The sequence below is a fragment of the Pedobacter sp. Leaf41 genome (genome assembly GCF_001422545.1).
GTDB lineage: Bacteria > Bacteroidota > Bacteroidia > Sphingobacteriales > Sphingobacteriaceae > Pedobacter.
Genome location: NZ_LMLE01000006.1, coordinates 354,020 through 373,445, shown reverse-complemented (window position 1 = coordinate 373,445; position 19,426 = coordinate 354,020). Strand labels below are relative to the sequence as shown.

At 37.7% G+C, this 19,426-nt stretch carries 15 protein-coding genes and 1 tRNA gene; 1 reads left to right on the top strand and 15 read right to left on the bottom strand.

All coding sequences use genetic code 11. The features are described from left to right. The 10 genes from ASE92_RS08940 to ASE92_RS08900 all read right to left on the bottom strand — a co-directional run bounded on the left by ASE92_RS08940 (nt 1) and on the right by ASE92_RS08900 (nt 12,968). Nucleotides 1-1,023, bottom strand: a complete 1,023-nt coding sequence (locus ASE92_RS08940; RefSeq protein ID WP_082454990.1) for a glycoside hydrolase family 26 protein — start codon at nt 1,021-1,023, stop codon at nt 1-3. Between the two features lie 3 nt (nt 1,024-1,026). After that, complete coding sequence (locus ASE92_RS08935; protein ID WP_056849757.1) at nt 1,027-2,313, bottom strand: cellulase family glycosylhydrolase; 1,287 nt, start codon at nt 2,311-2,313, stop codon at nt 1,027-1,029. A gap of 3 nt (nt 2,314-2,316) precedes the next feature. Beyond that, a complete protein-coding gene (locus ASE92_RS08930) occupies nt 2,317-2,721 on the bottom strand; it encodes a DUF5060 domain-containing protein (RefSeq protein ID WP_082454989.1) in 405 nt (134 codons plus the stop codon). A 6-nt stretch (nt 2,722-2,727) separates the two neighbouring features. Further along, nucleotides 2,728-2,901, bottom strand: coding sequence for a hypothetical protein (locus tag ASE92_RS21140; RefSeq protein WP_157255693.1), 174 nt, complete (start codon nt 2,899-2,901; stop codon nt 2,728-2,730). 603 nt (nt 2,902-3,504) lie between these two features. Further along, nucleotides 3,505-4,716, bottom strand: coding sequence for a glycosidase (locus ASE92_RS08925; protein ID WP_056849755.1), 1,212 nt, complete (start codon nt 4,714-4,716; stop codon nt 3,505-3,507). A gap of 101 nt (nt 4,717-4,817) precedes the next feature. Next, nucleotides 4,818-6,227 carry an MFS transporter gene (locus ASE92_RS08920; RefSeq protein WP_056849754.1) on the bottom strand — a complete coding sequence of 470 codons (1,410 nt, stop codon included), beginning with the start codon at nt 6,225-6,227 and terminating at the stop codon, nt 4,818-4,820. A gap of 83 nt (nt 6,228-6,310) precedes the next feature. Continuing rightward, nucleotides 6,311-7,369 (bottom strand): glycosyl hydrolase, encoded by a 1,059-nt coding sequence (locus ASE92_RS08915; RefSeq protein WP_200926376.1) that lies wholly within the window; start codon nt 7,367-7,369, stop codon nt 6,311-6,313. Between the two features lie 68 nt (nt 7,370-7,437). After that, on the bottom strand, nt 7,438-8,370 hold the full coding sequence (locus ASE92_RS08910; protein WP_056849753.1) for a hypothetical protein: 933 nt from the start codon (nt 8,368-8,370) through the stop codon (nt 7,438-7,440). Nucleotides 8,371-8,380: 10 nt separating this feature from the next. After that, the gene (locus tag ASE92_RS08905) at nt 8,381-9,895 is read right to left on the bottom strand and encodes a RagB/SusD family nutrient uptake outer membrane protein (RefSeq protein ID WP_162237750.1); all 1,515 of its coding nucleotides are present in this window, start codon (nt 9,893-9,895) and stop codon (nt 8,381-8,383) included. Between the two features lie 10 nt (nt 9,896-9,905). Further along, nucleotides 9,906-12,968 carry a TonB-dependent receptor gene (locus ASE92_RS08900; protein WP_082454988.1) on the bottom strand — a complete coding sequence of 1,021 codons (3,063 nt, stop codon included), beginning with the start codon at nt 12,966-12,968 and terminating at the stop codon, nt 9,906-9,908. Between the two features lie 405 nt (nt 12,969-13,373). Between ASE92_RS08900 and ASE92_RS08895 the strand changes: the two genes are divergently transcribed. Next, a complete protein-coding gene (locus ASE92_RS08895) occupies nt 13,374-14,090 on the top strand; it encodes a hypothetical protein (RefSeq protein WP_056849750.1) in 717 nt (238 codons plus the stop codon). A gap of 233 nt (nt 14,091-14,323) precedes the next feature. On the opposite strand, the gene ASE92_RS08890 is transcribed toward ASE92_RS08895, so the two are convergent. The 5 genes from ASE92_RS08890 to ASE92_RS08870 all read right to left on the bottom strand — a co-directional run bounded on the left by ASE92_RS08890 (nt 14,324) and on the right by ASE92_RS08870 (nt 19,094). After that, nucleotides 14,324-14,407: transfer RNA gene (locus ASE92_RS08890), tRNA-Leu, on the bottom strand. 47 nt (nt 14,408-14,454) lie between these two features. Then, nucleotides 14,455-15,219 carry an MBL fold metallo-hydrolase gene (locus tag ASE92_RS08885; RefSeq protein WP_056849749.1) on the bottom strand — a complete coding sequence of 255 codons (765 nt, stop codon included), beginning with the start codon at nt 15,217-15,219 and terminating at the stop codon, nt 14,455-14,457. A 49-nt stretch (nt 15,220-15,268) separates the two neighbouring features. After that, entirely contained in the window at nt 15,269-15,541 is a 273-nt protein-coding gene (locus ASE92_RS08880) for a hypothetical protein (RefSeq protein WP_056849748.1), read from the bottom strand. A gap of 235 nt (nt 15,542-15,776) precedes the next feature. Beyond that, nucleotides 15,777-16,427 carry an outer membrane lipoprotein carrier protein LolA gene (locus ASE92_RS08875; RefSeq protein ID WP_056849747.1) on the bottom strand — a complete coding sequence of 217 codons (651 nt, stop codon included), beginning with the start codon at nt 16,425-16,427 and terminating at the stop codon, nt 15,777-15,779. Between the two features lie 60 nt (nt 16,428-16,487). Next, nucleotides 16,488-19,094, bottom strand: a complete 2,607-nt coding sequence (locus ASE92_RS08870; RefSeq protein WP_056849746.1) for a DNA translocase FtsK — start codon at nt 19,092-19,094, stop codon at nt 16,488-16,490. Nucleotides 19,095-19,426 lie beyond the last annotated feature (332 nt).

Below are 19,426 nucleotides of genomic sequence, written 5' to 3'. Positions count from 1 at the left end.
TTACCAGCCTTTCATCTCATCAAGGGTGATGACATTTTCAGCATTTATTAAATTATTGATTTCTGCATTCGTGTTATGCTCAAAGACCAATTCCGACCACCCCATAAAAAAAGTCCATTTTGGCTGTGTTTTGAGCTGCCCGGCACTCGGCAATTTTTGACATTCACCGATAGCAATTGGCTTGTTCCCTCCCGCTTTCACCATGATATCATACTTATCCTGACTAAACCCACTTTTATCATCATAGATATCCAGCGCCGCAATATCCCAATATTCGGGGCCTGGATTATAATCGACTGCATCTTTAGCCAAAGATTTAAAATCCTGGATATCCCATACCCAGATCAGGTTTGTCAGTTTCTTGTTCTTGGATAAATAGTCGTGCGTGAGCTGGTACAATTTTCGCGTACCTGATGCTCCCGGCCTGCCACCCCACCAGAAAACGCCCTGATTCATCTCATGCAACGGACGGAAAAGTACCTCAACATCTTTCTCCTTCAATTGTTGCAGATAAACTGCAATTTCATCCATCATTGCTTTCCAGCGTAAATTGATAACGGTTCCTTCGGTAAGCAGTTCCGTCCATTGTTGATCTGTTAATTTACTAAGTACACCTTTCTTGTCCCAACCACAAGGTTGCTCCAGTGCAGGATTACAGGCATGCCACATGACATTAATGACTGAACCTTTGCTCCACTGTTTGGCTGCTTCGTTAATCATCGTCTGTCGGTTGGAAATATTTTCCTGCTGAAAAAGGAAATCGCCGCTCCATAATCCCGGGTATCTTCCGGTCGTGACATTTATCTGATCAGTCCATTTCGCGGGTTCAGCATTCGGCTCCCGGTTATGGATGCCGGCAATGGTATACTTTCCTGAAATGGCATACAGATAATTCAGGCTTTTGAACCTGGTTGGTGCGATTGTTTTTTTCAGTTTCGGAATCACTGCCGTTTTCTGGGACTTAACCTGCCCGATCAAACTGAGGTTTACAATAAGGCAAAGTGCGTATTTGAGTATTTTCATAATTTATTTCTTCTTTAAAATATAAACAGCATCGGTACCGGGATTTAACATCACTGTAGCAATCTGACCCTTATCAGCAATAGATGCAATATCATTTAATACAGAAGATATCCCACTTTCACAATCATACCTTTCTGCAGAATAAACTGCCGATTCTAAAAGTAAAGTGATCTCGGTTGTGAGCTTTTCTTTTTTAGGGTTATACAGATAGATATAATACTCATTTCCGCATTTAACGCTATATAGCTCCATGTCTAAATTAGATAGCGAAACAGAAAAAGTATCAAAATTACCTTTCCCAGCCATCATCATCCTGTCTTGTATGGTCCTCACCTTACGAATGTAAGTATCAGTCCCCCGGTTGTCGAAATATTCCCACCACCAGGACAGTGGCAAGATAGGCGTTGGAGAAAACAAACCATACCAAAGTCCCCTTTTGAAGTCACTGTCCATCTCCTGGGCAAAAAGATCGAAGTTTTTCGACCAGTCATATTCATAACCATACTCACCGATCACATATGGTTTACTGAATTCATGGGTATAATTCACAATTGTCGTTGGGAGTGCCCTGTTGTTTTTATAGATATGCTTTTGATTGAAATCAATATCACTGATACTGTTTAAACCTTTTAGATCCCTATGGGATATACTGGTGGTGACCAAATGATTAAAAGGATCAATTTTTTTCAGGTATTCGGCCATTTCTTTGTGCCATTGCACAATATCTTCAGCTGGTATGGGATTGTTCTTATCACGGAATTGAACATTGTCAATTTCATTAAAAAATTCCCATGCACCAATTGCAGCGCTATATCCCCAACGGGCAACAATAAAACGCAGGCGGTTATAGTACTGCTTTTTAGCTTTTGGATCCTTAAAAAACTCAGCGGTGGAAACCTGATAGCGACCATTCTTTGCATTATAAGAACCTGGACCCAAGGTGAGCATTATGTATAAACCCAGCGAATCTGAAAGGTTAACCAGCCTATCCATTTTTGCGATCGCACTGGGATTGAAATAAGCTGAAGAATTGGTGTAGCGTTTATTATTAATACCGCTCTTCCAGTCCAGTGGTAAATTCCAGGAACATATCCAAGTCCGAAAATAATTACCACCATGCCTGGAGAGTGCCGGCAACATATATTCATAATTGTACTTAGGATTCTCATGGAGTGCCTTGAAGAATTTAGAATCATCATCATCTCTTGATTCCCAGCAAATATTTTCACCGATACCACGGAAAGGATCACCATTATCAAATCGAAATGCCCAGTTGCTTCCAGCATGCAAAATTCATTTGTTTTTGGAACCTGTAATATTGAAAGTTTTAGTAGCCGTGGAGAAAGCAAGCTTTTCGTTCTTTTTCAAATGAAACGTATATGTATACTTTCCTTTTTCCTGCGCCATAAATCTTGCTTTCCAGGTCGATTTTTTATTAGTTCCAGATTCATAGTAACATGGCAGGACCAATTGCTTTCCTGAAGGAGATTTCAATTCCATATCCATCGAGATGTCCTCCTGAAGGTAAGGATTATCAAAATCAGCAGTAACATCAATTCTCCACTCTGCTTTTTCATATTGCTTCGCGTTTCTGTTCTCTAAAGAGAAAGCGGTAATTTTGTTCTGTGCCTTCAAGCTAATCACAGCGAGCATAAATCCTATAGTGCAAAGGCCTTTTATTATTCGTTCTTTAATCATTATAATTTATTTTGTTAGCGAATTATACTTTGGTAGCGGTTCAAGTTTTAGGGCATTCACATCGATAATTACGATTACTTTATTGTCGACTGCATTCAGGCTATATCTACTGGCATTAGATGCCGCTATAGCTGATGCAACTCCTTTACCACTATAATTTGCTTTCAAAAACTTGAGCATAGGTATGCAAATTATAATACTGCAAGTTTTCAAGTGTAATAAACGTCTAATGATGGATTCATATGGACAATAGGATTTTGAAAATATTTCAGAATATTTTTAATTGGCATTTTAGTTTAATATTGTTGTAAATAATTTATTTAGCTAAGGGCGTCACATCTTAAAATTCACCTGCAAAGCCCATCAATATCCGCCTGATATTTTATAGAAAGATTATGATTTACCATTTCATGATAGGAGCTTAACCCTAGCTTGATGTCAATTGATCTGCGCTAATTATAGAAATAAAATATTTGTTTTTAGTCAATGGGTGTTCCCTAAAATTTATCCACCTATAACTTGTAAACAAGTTACATCTGTAGATATACCTTCAAAATATTGAAAGTTCATTTCAGAGAGATCCTGATATTTACAATTATAATTCAGGGCGCAAGCTGAGGAAAATATCCAAAGGTTTCAGCATTCAAATCTGACTTCTGGATATTTCCGGGGTGATGCCTTATAACTCTTCACCTTCCAAACCGTATATTTTTTATTGCAGGTAAGTTTTTTAGTGATTATGAATATTTTACAACTCCTATTCTACTCTCTTCACAAAATTTGCTAATAGGATAAACTTTTGTTGTTCTGCGGTTCTGCAAGAGTTGTTGCTTTATTTTTGTTAACAAGATTCACAATTGTCTCGACAGTTAAGGATGATTTCAAGCCATCTTCTGGAGTGTTGATTACATAATCACTAAGTTTTTCCAAAGTTGAAGTTGCAACATGCATACGTGTATCAGATGAGGCATAGTAAATAAAAACTTTCCCGTCTTCATCCAAAATCCAACCATTACAAAACGCAACATTGGAAACATCACCAACTCTTTCCTCACCTTCTGGAGCGATAAAATATCCTCCAGGCTTATGAATAACTTTGGTAAGATCATTTAAGTCAGTCATGAACATATACAAGACATACCTCAACCCAGCGGCAGTATTTCTTACGCCATGCGCTAAATGTAGCCAACCTTTTTCGGTTTTTAATGGAGCTGGACCCTGTCCGTTTTTGGCTTCGTAGACGGTATGGTACTGTTTCTTAAAAAGAATAAATTCGTTGTCGATTTCGGCATTTTCTATAGATTTTGATAAACCAAAACCAATTCCACCACCACTGCCTGCTTCTATAAAACTGTCCTGTGGCCTTGTGTAAAAGGCATATTGGCCATCTACAAATTCTGGATGTAAAACCACGTTTCTTTGCTGTGGAGAGGGAGTTTTAAGATCTGCCAACCGATGCCAATTTTTTAAATCTTTAGTCCTGATTATACCACACTGTGCCAACGCTGAGGTTTGGTCTCCAACATGAGCAGACGGATCACGCTTCTCTGTGCAGAATAGACCATAAATCCAACCATCCTCATGCTCCACAATACGCATATCATAAACATTAGTATCCGCATTTTCGTAGGCATCGAAAACAATGGGATAATCCCAGAACCTAAATCCATCTATACCATTATCACTTTCTGCAACAGCAAAAAATGACTTTCTATCAGATCCTTCCACGCGGGCAACCATAATGTATTTCCCTTTGTACTTTATCGCTCCGGCATTGAACACTGCGTTGAAGCCAATGCGTTCCATAAAATATGGATTAGAAGTCGGATCGAAATCATACTTCCATGTTAATGGCACATGTGCCGCGGTAAGTACTGGATATTTGTATCTTTCGAATATTCCATTGCCCTCTTCTTCTTTCAGGTTTTCTTTGTTTATCAGTAAATCCTGTGCTTTTTCTAAAAGCGCTATACGATTCTTAAAAATGGATGTCATGCTCTTATTATGTATTTATTTTACTTGTGATAGTATATTTCTATACATTCTACTATTATTCAATTAATTGGTTATCAGATTTTTAAATAGATAACGAGTTGTTAATTTTCTTGCTCTATTTTATCTTTTGTTCTTCTCTGTTCCAGTTCTCCGGATATTGTATTCATTAATGAATCATTTAATTTGTAAAAACCAATGAAAACTGCCGAGAGGGCTGCACCTGCTGCGGGTATAAAACTTAACATCATCCTGATGCCACTTTGTGTCTCTATTGTTTGAGAAACATTTGCTTCAAAACCATAAATTGCAAGCATCCATCCGGTTAGGGCACCTCCGAGTGTCCAGCCTAACTTTTGCGACATGGAGGACGAGGAAAAGATTAGCCCGGTTGCGCGTCTTCCGGTTTTCCATTCAGAATAGTCCGCAATATCAGCGTACATGGACCATAGTAGTGGAAAAATACAGCCAGCACATATACTAATCAAAAATTGAAAAGCGAAAATTAATATTAGGTCGTTTTCTTTGAAGAAATAGAACACACAGCTTAAAAGTGCAGCAATCATCATTGCATAGAGAAAGGTATTTTTCTTACCAATTTTATCCGAGATTGGTTTTGCCAAAATGACTCCAACAATGTTGGCCGCCTGTCCCAAAACCAGGTAAAGTGTGCTGTAATTAATGGCGACCTTAAATATGGGTAATTGGAAGGCCTGTTGGCTTTGAAAATAATATTTGAAATAATAAATGACTGATCCATCTCTTAAGGAATTGAATATTAGCGTTGACACCCCGGCTCCCAGCAAAATGAACCAAGGTTTGTTTGTGGCTAAATTTTTCAAATCATCTTTAAGGGATGTCTTCTGTTCCTTTGGTGGACTTATTCTCTCTTTTGTCCATGCAAATGTGAAGTAGAAGAAAACGGCAGCAATGCAAGCATATAGAATCATGGTAAACAACCAACCCCGTTGAGAATCAACTCCTGAAGCTGTTTGGCTGAAATAACTCACCAAGGGCTCTGCTGAAGCTAACACCAGGATACTACCCGCAAAAGCGAAAACAAACCTAAAGGTAGAAAGCGCAGTTCGGTCTTTGATGTTTGATGTCATCACACCCATTAGAGAGGCATATGGCACATTGATTGCTGAATAGACCATCATCATTAGGGTATAGGTAACATATGCATAAATTACTTTACCTGTTAAACTTAGATTAGGTGTAGTGAAAGTAAGTACGCCCACTACCCCAAAAGGGACAGCTACCCACAATAAATAAGGTCTGAACTTGCCCCATTTCGTATTGGTTCTGTCAGCTATAACCCCAATAATTGGATCCAAGGCCGTATCCCATATTCTGGTGATCAGGAACATGGTACCAACTACAGCTGCCGATATCCCAAAAACATCTGTGTAGTAATATAGGAGATACACCGAAAAAATTTTCCAAAACATGGATGAGGCAAAATCCCCAAATCCGTAAGCAGCTTTTTCTTTGAATTTTAATTTTTGATCCATTCTTTTTAATAAATTCCTTACTTTTTTTATTTTGACGATTATCCTATTTTAAGTTGCTTAAAATAAATATGCAGTGCTGAAATTTATCTATTCCAACCAGGCATTTCGTCGAGTGTTACCACATTTACCGCGTTGTGTAATGCTTTAATCTGCGCCTGGGTATTGCTCTGTTCTTTAAATACCAATTCAGACCATCCCATAAAGAAGGTCCATTTAGGCTGCTCTAATAACTGTTGGGGAGTAGGATATTTTTCGCATTCTCCAATTGCAATTGGCTTGCCCTTGGCTATATCAAGTATTGTTTTGTACTTTGATGCAGTATAACCTGAGCCATCAGAGAAATACATGTCCATTGACACCACATCGAAATAATTATCACCTGGATTATAGGTATTTACATCACTTGCCAAACTACCAAAATCCTGTATGTTCCATACCCAAATCAAATTCGACAAACCTTTTGTTTTGGTCATATAATCATGTGTAATTTGATAAAGTTTTCTAGTGCCATTGGCTCCAGGCCTTCCCCCCCACCAAAATTTCCCTTGGTTCATCTCGTGCAACGGACGCCATAAAACTTCCACACCCTTATCCTCTAATTGCTGAAGATAAACAGAAACCTCGTCCATCATCTGTTTCCACTTGGTATTTATTGCAGTTCCATCGGTAATTAATTGTGTGAACTGTTCATCATTTAAAGAACTCATTACCCCTTTGCCATCATCCCAGCCACAAGGCTGAGCATTGGCTGGATTGCAAGCGTGCCACATGATATTGATAATTGCTCCCTTTTTCCATTGGTTAACAGCTTGGTCGATCATAATCTGACGATTATTAATATTATCTGCCTGAAAAAGAAAATCTCCACTCCAAAGTGCAGGATATTTGTCGGTCACCGTTTTTACTTCCTCGGTCCACCTGGTTGGATCTGAATTTGGTTCGCGATTGTGCATGCCTGCCACCGTTTTATTTCCAGAAATCCCATTGAGGTAATTAATTGTTTTAAAAGGTGAAATTGATACCCCAACTGGTGGTTTGATACCATCACCACCCGTCTCTGGAATTATATCCTCACCACCTTTACATGAAGTACAAACGAGTAAGGCTAGAAATATCATTCCGTTAACAATCTGTGTTCTCATAATTTTTTATTTTAAAAATATAATTTTCATCCAGCGGATCTAGATGATATTTAACTTTGACTCGTTACTTATAGCTTTTTCACATCGACCCAAAATCTTCTAGGCTTTCTGACAACCTTGTCGTAATCGGAGTATATCTTGCTATAGTCATCCACCCCTTCCAATGGAAAGTCAAAAGAACTATCTGTGATAGTTTTATTGTTATTGTTTCCAAGAGACAAGCTACCAGCTCCTCTGAAAGTTGCGACTGAAACGATGCCTGTTGATGAAGTAAATTTCACAACATTCGCTGTATAATCTCGTTCCCACTTACCTTCGCCAATCGGAATTTTTCTATAAAAATTGTTTACGTCTGTTTGAGGATTTCCTATAAATACGTAATTGGCATACTTTCCGTCTGCACCTGCACTATTTGTTACTTTACCATACGTTTTGCCTTCAGCAGTAACGCCTTGGAACTCAAAAGTGAGCCTGTTATCCAATTCTAATGAAGGACCAGTAGTCGCTGACCATAACCAGGGCTTAGCTGAAAAATCTATTACTTCACCACCGCCATATTCAGGCCCGGTCCCTCCATAAACAACCTGTTTTTGAATTGTATAAGTTCCAAGGAGTGTTTCTGTAAATGGAATAAGTTCAACTGTCCATTCTCTTGATTTTCCAGATTCTGAGGTGATTGTATATTTATATTTATTATTGTTGGCTGCAAAATTTACTTTCTCACCAGATAAAGGTTTTATTTCAGATTTATAAGATGTTTGAATCTGGGCTGAAACAGCTGAAAGATTTGTGCCTGCCTGAACCAGTACCTTAACTGCTACGGTTCCCGCCTGTCTATCTACAACTGCAGGTCCTATTTGTGCCAACCCATCTTGTAAGGTCACCGCTTCGATGGAGCGTTCATTGCTAACAACATCATCATAGGGGTCTTTTTGGCAAGCACTGAATAAAATTGTTGTAATCATTAATATTACAACCACTAGTTTATTGTTCCTTTTCATTGTTGAATATTTATGGTTTCATTAACGGATTAGTATCTAATTCTCTTTGTGGTATAGGAAAGAAATATGCTCCACTGGTAATTGTTTTTCTGTAATCCTGCGCCATTTTTTCCATGCCATTTGTACGGCGTAAATCAAATAGACGATTACCCTCAAATGCAAGTTCCCAAGCCCTTTCTAGTATTACAGCATCACGGAATGCTTTTACACTCAGAGATGGTGGCAAATCACCAAGTCCAGCCCTAGCCCTTATCCTATTTACAGCTGAATATCCTTCACTTGGTCCAGCAGCCTCCGCATAAACAAGAAGTATATCGGAGTAGCGAATAATAGGAGAGTTTGCATTCATTTTATCGGCATCACGTCCTGGGTCTATAAATTTTCTAGAAAATGGTCTTGAAGCAGAATTGATATCAAGATTGTAAACAGTTCCAGAATTAGTATAGGAAGACACTATAAGATCTGTTTTACGCCTGTCATTGTTTGCATAACTATTATAATGACCGGCTTCTGTCCTAAAATGATTCCAGCCTTGTCCAATGTTGATTACCGGACTGGAAGGATTACTTGGATTATAGGGAATAGACATGGGGCGATCAGAGCCAAGAAACATATTTGGTAATTTTGTATATTCACCTTCTCTTACACCTAATCGGTCAACAGCAGCATCAAAGATATGCTCGGTTACACTTCCAGATGTCTTATATAGGGCCGTATTCCAAATGTCAACCAGTGTATTGGTGAACCCAAAAACAGACTGTTCATTAATCACTTTAGCAGCATAAGTCTTTGCATTTGTATACTTTGTTTCTGCATCATCAACAAAAGCATATCCGGGAGAATTATAACTTTTAGAGGAGGCTAAATGCAGGTATACTTTGGCTAATAAAGCCTGCGCAGCAACTTTGTTCGCTCTACCCTCTTTATTTTTAGCAACACTCATTAAACCCTCTGCGTTCTTTAGATCACTTTCTATGAGATTGTATATATCGCTTATAGATGATTTAGCCATTGGAACCTGCCCTGCATCAGCAATAACATCTGTTCTTAACGGAACTGCTCCAAACAATCGCACCAGATTAAAATTGTGCAAAGCTCTCAAAAAATACCCTTCCCCAATAATTTGGTTTTTGTTAGCAGCAGTGATACCTTCTACATTTGGAACATTTGCGATCACTGAATTAGCTCTTGCGATGCCTCGGTATAAATAGGTCCATAAATTATCCAAATCCGCATTTGCCGGTGTCGTCCTGATCTCATCCAATTCAAAATTAGAGACTCCTGCATCACCTTTTTGCGTTAAGTTCTCTGTAGGAAGTTCAGTAATGATGTAATAACCCCGGGAGTAATAACCGACCTCGGGAAGTATCGAATAAGCATAGGCTAATGCTGAATTTGCGTCTGCCTCTGTTTTATAAAAGGAACTGGTATTCACTAACCCATAAGGCTTTTCTTCTAATTTCTGACAGCTTGATAAAACTGTTGCAAAAACAAATGCACTGTATATATATTTTTTTACTTTCATGATTTTAAAATTAAAAGCCAACATTTAACCCTATTGAAATTGCTCTTGGTCTTGGATACGCACCCTCATTAACACCATTTTCTCCAAGTTCTGCATCAAACCCTGGATTAAACTTGGTGAAGGTGTAAAGATTATTACCAGAAAAGAATACCCTTAGACTTTTTATCCCCTTTACAGGGTTGGCCTTAAAATTATATCCAAGAGTTATATTTTGAATACGCAAGAAAGAGCCATCTGTGATGAAAAAATCTGAAGCTAGAAAACCTCTTGTATTATTTGCTCTAGGAATTTCGTTACTCGGATTATCCGGTGTCCAACGCATGATCTGCCTGCTTGGTGTCAGCTTTCTAAAATCAAATACATCATTACCATAAATCCCGTAAAACTGAGCGGAAAGGTCAAATCTTTTGTACTTTAAGTTTGTATTAAAGCTATATAAAAAGTCCGGAGTCGGATTTCCTATAATGGTTCTATCATTGCCATCAATAACTCCATCAGGAGTTCCGTTTGGTCCAGATATATCAAGATATTTTATCTCACCTGGTTGCGCAGCAGCTCCTGTTAAACCTGAGGCAATACCTTCCTGAACCGTTTGTATTATCCCATTTGATTTATAACCATAATAGGCAAACATCGGCTGTCCTACCGTGTAGGTTAGAATTCTTTGTCTAACCAATTCATAGAGGGTTCCCACATCAACCCGGTTTTTTTCTCCCATGCTGACCACCTTATTCCGATTGCGCGTGAAGTTAACCCCAACGTTCCAAGAAAATTCACTCTTTCTAATAATATCCGCGTTAAGGCCAATCTCAATACCTTTGTTATTAATCTCACCATCATTGATCCATTGTTCATCAAAGCCTGATGAAGGCGCGATAGTTCTCAACCTTAGAAGATCATCAGTATTTTTGTTATAATAATCAATAGTCAACCTAAACCTCTGATCCATGAAACCAATATCCACACCCAAGTCTAGTGAGGTGGTAGTTTCCCATTTTAAGCTATTGTTCCCTAAGCCTCCAACGATTGTTAAACCCTGCTCATTATTTGCACCTGATAAACCTGGACCAAATCCTGTCTGAAAACCATCTCCAGTAAAATATCTGGCTGTTCCAAACCTATCCAGTGTTTGATATGGGCTAATGCCCTGATTTCCTGTAAGCCCATAACTCACTCTAAATTTAAGTTCCGAGAAAACATTGAGTGATTTGATAAATTCTTCTTCGCTTGCTTTCCACGCCACTGCACCAGATGGAAAATAACCCCACTTGTTATTGGATCCGAATTTACTTGAACCATCAGCTCTGGCTGTTAAGGTAAAAAGGTAACGGTCTTTAAAGACATAGTTAGCTCTTCCAAACCATGATGCAAGTTCTGATCTTGAGAGTCCATTAGAGATAATCCTGTTTGCTGCTGTGCTTAAGTTTTCGTTTTGAATATTATCGTTAACAAAACCATTTCCTATCAAGTCACTGGTTCTTGTATTAAATTTTTGAAAAGAGTATCCTGCAACAAAATTAATGCTGTGGTCTTTCCCAAAGTTCTTAATTGCGGTTAGGTAATTTTCGGTCAGCAATTCTGTAGTGTTAAAATTATTTATTGCACCATAGCCATTGCTTTCAAATCCTCTAAAGGTCACAATTGACGGCTCATATACGTCTCCTATTGAATTACCATATTTTGAGCTTAGTTGCGTTCTGAATTGTAACCATTTGGTTATTTTAGCGTTGGCATAAACTGTTCCCAGTACATCAATTGTTTTACTAGTGTTCAATACCTCATTGGCATTTGCCAATGGGTGTCCAAAATCTGTGGGACTTGTTCTGAAATAATTTCCCTTATCATCATAAACTGGAAAAACCCTTGTGCGATCTGCATTAACCTGTACACCGTTGTTTTTCGTATAGGTAAGAATTACGTTAGTACCCACATTAATAGCATCGGTAAGTTTTTGGTCTAAGTTTAATCTAGTGGCGAAGCGATCATAGAAATTTTTAATGACCAAACCTTCTTCTTTGTAATAATTTCCTGAAATAGCGTATTTAGTTTTTTCACTTCCTCCATCTGCAGTTAGTGTATAACTTTGAGAGAATGGTTTGCGATACACCAAATCAACCCAATCGGTATTGTGTGGCCACTTTGGCTTCGAAGGGTCAAGGCCTCGTAATTCTGCTATGGAAGGAAAATAAACTCCCCCTCGTATTTCACCAAGATATGGCAGTTGGTTTGCAGGGGTACCTCCTGTTAAAGCTGCTTCATTAGCAAAAGTTGCCTCATCAATGGCATCTCTCCAAAGGTCAGGCTTGGCAGACATAGCAGATACCGTATTAAGTGTGCTTAATGAAATGTTAGACTGCCCGAGCTTACCTTTTTTTGTGGTGATCAGGATGACTCCATTAGCACCTCTTGAGCCATATATAGCTGCGGATGAAGCATCTTTTAATACTTCAATCGATTCGATATCATCAGGATTTATCTGCTTCAAATTACCAGCATCACCCCAAGGAAAGCCGTCTACAACCATTAGTGGACTATTTGACCCGTTTAATGAACTTGTTCCGCGTATACGTATAGTGGCTCCAGCACCTGGTCGTCCTGAACCGGATATAACCTGAACCCCAGGTATTTTACCTTGCAAAAGTTGATCTACAGAAGCCGAAGGCGTTCGATTGAGTTCACTTCCTTTTAATGTCGAAACAGAACCCGTGAGGTCGCTTTTTTTAACCGTACCATATCCAACAACGACAACCTCATCCAGATTTTTAAGATCGGGTTGCAGTCTAGCTCTAACAGTGTTTTCACCTGAAGCAACCGCAATTTCTTTAGTTATCATGCCCACCATTTTGAAAATAAGTGTATTGCTTTTTGCAGGCAATGTTATTGTATAATTTCCATTATCATCAGAAGAGGTTTGGATGTTTTCTCCTTTGACAGAAATTATAACACCAGGCAAGGGCTTGGCAATTTCGTCTACTACATTCCCTTTTATAGTTCTTTGTTGCGCAAGCACTGTATCAGCGCTCATCAGTACAAAAAGAAAGCAAGCAAATGTGATGTAAAAAATTCTACTCATAAAGTTTAATTTGGTTAGTAAATGATATGTCCAACTAATTATTAATTGATAAATCAAAACTAACTCATATTGAATAAACCCATTAATACTATTTTAACATTTGATAGTATTAATAATTTCAAATCAAGATTTGTAAGGTACCGGCATACAAAGATCTACCGGAAAAATTTGTGAAAGTTAATCATGAGCCAATTATCACAGAAGCTGAATATTGGCTCGCGTAGAGATTACCAAGTAATAAGCAACCAATGAAATTGAGGACTGATGAAGGGTTTCCACTTAGAGGCGTCTTAAAATGCTGGTGTGGGAAAAGTATGACTGCCGGATGGTCAAAAGGGAAATCGAAAATACTACTTGTACTATAAATGTGTTGATCATCCCAGTATAAATATTCCTGGAGAAATCATGCATAAGAAATTTGAAGAATTATTAAAGAAAACTACACTGCAAAAACACCTATTTCACTTACTGAATAGCTCACTACTAAGCTTATCAGATGAATTATTAAAAGACGAAAACAAGAAACAGAAAGAAAAAGCAAGGCAGCTTCGACATCTAAAAGAAAAGACTACAAAGTTAGACCAGAAATTCATAGCCGATCAAATTTCAGTATCCGTATATCATAGGTACAGAGAAGAGTTTAAAACTGAAAAAAAACAAATAGAAAGTATGTCTAATAACCTATTGCTCGACAAAGTAAATATTGAAAATGTATTGAAGGTATTTAAGTTTGGCAGATTCAATTTCTACAAAGTGTATAGAAGATCGGATATCCTACAAAAACATCTTTTGGTTAGAATAATATTCAAAGATTACTTAACATGGGACCAAGGAATATTTACTTCTAGTTATTTTAATGAGCTCTTACAATTTAATCTCAAAAAAGCAGGTATAAAAAAGCTATTGGTAATAAAATCAACAAACGAGATGTTAAATAATGGCAGCAGTAGGAAAATAGAGGTTACACAAATAAGAAGAGCGTTAAGAAAACCGACATTGAAAGAAACTGAAATTAACGCCATAAACGACTTTAAATTTATAGGCTCGATACGCCAAATTATATATGAAATTTTAAAATCCAACTTCAAAAATGAACAAAAGTGTTCTAAAGTTGAAGCCTAAGGTTAATAGCATTCATCTAATTTTGAGTAAAAACAACAAAAACCTTAACGGATTGTAGGTCAAAACGTTAGAAAAAATTAATGTAAAAGGCCCAAAAAACACCGTTTCACAAGCGCTTAAGGATCAAAATATTAGAAAATCAAAAAGTTAAAAAATGAACAGATTAGGTTAAAAAAAAGAGCATTTTTAAAATACAAACAGCTAACAATCAGAATGTTAGCTGTTATAAGCGGTACTCGAGAGGAGATTCGAACTCCCACACCCATACGGGCGCCAGCCCCTCAAGCTGGTGCGTCTACCAATTTCGCCACCCGAGTAAGTGGAGTGCAAATATAATTTTTTTTTATGTTTTGGAAACAGAGATTTACAATTCAATTTTCAAACCATCGTAAGCCAACCTAATGTTAGTTGGCAAATGCTTTTCTACAGATTCGTGCAAACCCAAATTGTGACTGATGTGCGTTAAGTAAGTAATCTCTGCACCAACCTTTTGCGAAAATTCCATCGCTTCGTTTAAGGTAAAGTGAGAAATATGTGGTTCATGCTGCAAGGCATTTAGCACCAATATTTTTGTTCCCTTTATTTTTTCAAAACTAGCTTCGGGAATAGTTTTCGCATCAGTAATATAAGTAAAATCGCCAATCCGATAACCAGTGATCGGCAATAAATGATGCATGACTTCAAATGGTATAATCGTAATCTCCCCTATTTTAAAATCTTCGCCGTTGTTAATGGTGTGAAGATTAATTTGCGGCAAACCGTGATATTTAGTTTCTGCAAAAATGTAATAAAATTCTCTTTTTAAAGCAGTTTGAACACGTTCTGTAGCGTAAACATCTATAACCTTATGTAGCAAATAATTAAAAGGGCGAATATCATCTAAACCAGCAATATGATCTTTATGCTCGTGGGTAAATAAAACCGCATCCAAATCCTTCACCTTTTCACGCAAGAGCTGATAACGAAAATCAGGACCACTGTCGACAACAATAGTTTTATCGTCAGTTTCAATTAAAATTGATGTTCTTAACCTGTTATTTTTCTTATCGGTAGATATACAAACTTCACAGTCACATGCAATTACAGGAACCCCTTGTGATGTACCGGTGCCTAAAAAAGTAATTTTCATCGTAATGAACCTTCCTTTCTACATCTATAATCTGCTACCTGCGCTTGCATTAAAATAATTCGGTTTGTTGTAAAGAATGAAAAAATTGTCGTTGCTTTTCGTCTAATATATTTTCATCAGGATTGGTTTGTTTAACCAAAGCAACTAAAGCTGCTATTTTTCCTTCCAAATTGGAGAATTTATTAACCACGATAATCTTATTATGCTCCAGAAGACACGAGCCCGTTTTAAAGTTACCTTTTTCATAGCGAACCTTAAAACCCATTGCAAAAAGCAATTGCTCTAGCTTCTCTAAAGTATGGTTTGTTAGTGGCAACGACATTGCAACAAACTTAGAGAAATCTATGCAGCATTCATAAAGACAGGCATGATTTTTTTAATCGCATTTGTAATGGCTTATTTGAACGATTACAGTCACTCCAAGCGACATGCTACCACATAAGAGTTCCTCATTGGGTTAGAATGACAAACGGAAATTGGTACATCTTGCAACAGAAAAAGGTTCAGCTGTTTCCAACTAAACCTTTTCAAAATCACTTCCCGCTCAGCGGAAAAAATTATCTTAAATCTACCACTTCAACACCTGGATATTTTTTTGCATCGAATGCAAAAGTAGCCTCCGGGATATTTACGTTAGGAGAAAAAGTTTTCACATTGTAAGTGTATTTGTTTCCATTTTTATCAAACAACACCACATTCGCAATTTGCTTAGCTGCTTTATCAATGCTTAAACGAACTTTAAAAATTGATTTCTTTGCATCTACCGGAGTCAAATCTATCATTTGATAGGTTTTCGCTCCAACTTTTTCTTCGCCAGTATAAATGTATTTAAAACCTTTTTCGTAAACGGTAAAGATCTTTGCAGGATTAATGGCATCGCCGCTGTTATCTACATTGCTCACTTGCACTTCTTTGTCCTTTTTAAGGTAAGTCCATTGGCTTTTACCATCGCTAAATAACTCTTGATTTGTCATTGCGACCTTGTACTTATTAGAGTTGGCTTTTACATACAAAGTACCTTGCTGTGTTTCTTTTACCTTAGCTTTTGGATTATCCAAAGTGAAAGAGAAATCTGTTTTAACAATGTTATACGATTTGTATTTTTTACTTACTTCTGCTAAAATCGCCTTCGCCTTTGCATCAGTTTGAGCATAAGTTGATGTTGTAAAAGCAACTACAACCAATAATGCTGAAATTAATTTCTTCATCTTGTATATTTAATTTTTTTCTTTGAAACGTTAGAGCAGAATTTTCAGTATTGGTTTAATCTAGCTCTTGTCATCCATACCATTCAAGAACTGTTCCAAAGAATATTCATCAGGATATAAAACTTCCCGAGCTTTACTTCCTTCAAACGGACCAACAATTCCGGCAGCTTCCAACTGGTCGATAATTCTACCAGCACGGTTGTATCCCAACTTCAGTTTACGTTGAATTAAAGATGTAGAGCCTTGCTGATGCATCACTATCAATCTGGCAGCATCCTCAAAAAACTTATCACGCTCGTTCGGGTCGAAGTCGGCCTTACTGCCCTCGCCAGCCTCATCTATATATTCTGGCAATTGATAGGCATCCGAATAGCCACGTTGATTACCGATAAATTCAGAAATCCGATCTACTTCCGGTGTATCAACAAAAGCACACTGTAGCCTGATTAAGTCGCTTCCGGTAGATAAAAGCATATCTCCACGGCCAATTAACTGATCTGCACCACCACTGTCTAAAATTGTTCTTGAGTCAATTTTTGAAAGCACCCTAAATGCTAACCTTGCAGGGAAATTGGCTTTAATGGTACCGGTTATAATGTTTACAGATGGACGTTGAGTAGCTAAAACCAAATGGATACCAATGGCACGAGCCAACTGCGCTAAACGGGCAATTGGTGCCTCTACTTCTTTACCAGCCGTCATCATTAAATCGGCAAATTCATCCACAACTAAAACGATGAAAGGTAAAAAACGATGTCCGTTGTTTGGGTTCAGCTTCCGCTTGATAAATTTATCGTTATACTCTTTTAGATTTCTAACCTGAGCATCTTTCAATAAATCATAACGCTGATCCATTTCAATACACAGTGAATTCAGTGTATTAACCACTTTCTTGGTATCGGTAATAATCGCATCAGCTTCTCCAGGAAGTTTAGCCAAAAAATGGCGCTCTATTCTGTTAAATAAAGTTAACTCTACCTTTTTAGGGTCGACCAATACAAACTTTAATTGTGCCGGGTGTTTTTTGAATAACAGCGAAACCAAAATGGAGTTAATCCCAACCGACTTACCCTGACCCGTAGCCCCGGCAACCAATAAGTGAGGCATTTTAGCCAAATCAGCTATAAAAACTTCATTGCTGATGGTTTTACCTAAAGCTATCGGCAAATCCATTGTATTTGATGTCCATTTTTCGGTATTCAAAATACTACGCATTGGCACCATTTCCGGGTGTTGATTTGGAACCTCGATACCAATTGTTCCCTTTCCAGGCATTGGCGCAATAATACGAATACCCAGCGCAGCTAATGAAAGCGCAATATCATCTTCCAGATTTTTGATTTTCGAAATCCTTACGCCTGGAGCTGGAATAATTTCATAAAGTGTAACCGTTGGCCCGATAGTAGCTTTAATCTTATCAATTTCAATATTATAATGATTAAGCGTTTCTACAATTTTGTTTTTATTGGCTTCCAGCTCTTCGGCGTTGACAGAAATTTTATTGGTGCCATAATTCTCTAGCAAATCGACTGTCGGGTATTTATAACCCGCTAAATCTAACTTCTCATCGTAATTACCAAATTGTTCAACTAAATCTTCCGATTTTTTCTCTTCTTCCGTTTTTTCAATTGTAAAAGCAGGTTCCTTTTCTTCCTCCTGAACAGTCGGCTCCACTGTTAAAGGCAAAGAAGTGGCTACTGTTGCAGCCGTTGATAACGGCAAATTCGTAGCCAGCGGCGATAAAGTTACAGGAGCAATTACCTCTTCTTCTTCCTCTTTTCCTTCGTAACGGTTAGGTTGTATCACTACATTTTGCTGTCTGCGTTCGGTGCTTATGGGAGCTTTATCACGCACAGGAAACTCGATCGGTGCCGATGCTTCCTCCACTTCTTTATTTTGAGAAAATTTTTCCCTCACCTCATTTACATAATCAGGCGTTTCGTTATCCAGATAAACTTCTTTCTCCTTACGCTCCGGAAATTTAAAATCGATGTTATAAGCGATGATCAAAATAGTTAAACCGGCGAAAGCAATTAAGCCAGCTACACCAGCTGCCCCTATTTGCGCCGCCAATAATTTATTGCTCCAATAACCGAACTCCCCCTCCACATAATGTGGCGACTCCGACCAAAAGCCGTGAGCAAAACCTAGGGTAAGGGAGATGAACAATAAGAAGAAAAAACTGTAACCTAGAGTTTTAGAAATGGAAAGAATTTTAACCTTGAATAACAATCTATATCCAATAATGAAGAAAGCTAACACAAATAAAAACGAAGCAATACCGAACCATTCGTAAATAAATTGATGAGATAATAAGGCACCAAATTTACCTAACCAGTTTTGTACAACCGGAATAGTAACGCCCGAATCTTTCAGCTCTTCAGCGGTTTTAAACAAATTTCCCCAGCCTCCGTTAGCATCAATTACATAGCTCTGGTCATCTTGCCAGGTAAATAAATAAGATGTAAAAGCTATTAAAAAGTAAAGTGAAAGGATAACAAAAAACAGACCTACAATTTTTATTGCACGTCCATCCTGCAAGTCGAAACTTGGTAAATATTCTCTTTTTTCTTTCGGCTGGCGATTTGACGATGGCCTACCTGACGCATTTTCTGCACCTTTATCTCTGAATGTGTTGGTTTTAAACTGGTTTCCCCTTACCGCCATTTTCTGTACTAATGTTAATATTGAACAAATATAAAATATATAGTTGTATCTCTTGCGTTTTTAAATCAGCCTTAAAATAAATAAAATTATTAAGCCAGTATTAAACCTTAAACAGAAAAACTTGTCTATTATTTCAACAACACACAAGTTGTACGTTTTGTCAAATGAAACGGATTTTGTTTTAGGTTTTATCCCGTTTTACCTGGAGAGGTTAAACGGGATTTTTATTTTAGAAAAAGAATGTTCGTTTTTTCATCGCAGCTGTCGCCCTGCCATCCGCTACAATCTTGATCAAACTTCTGTCATTCTGAGGCACGAAGAGTCTGTTGCAT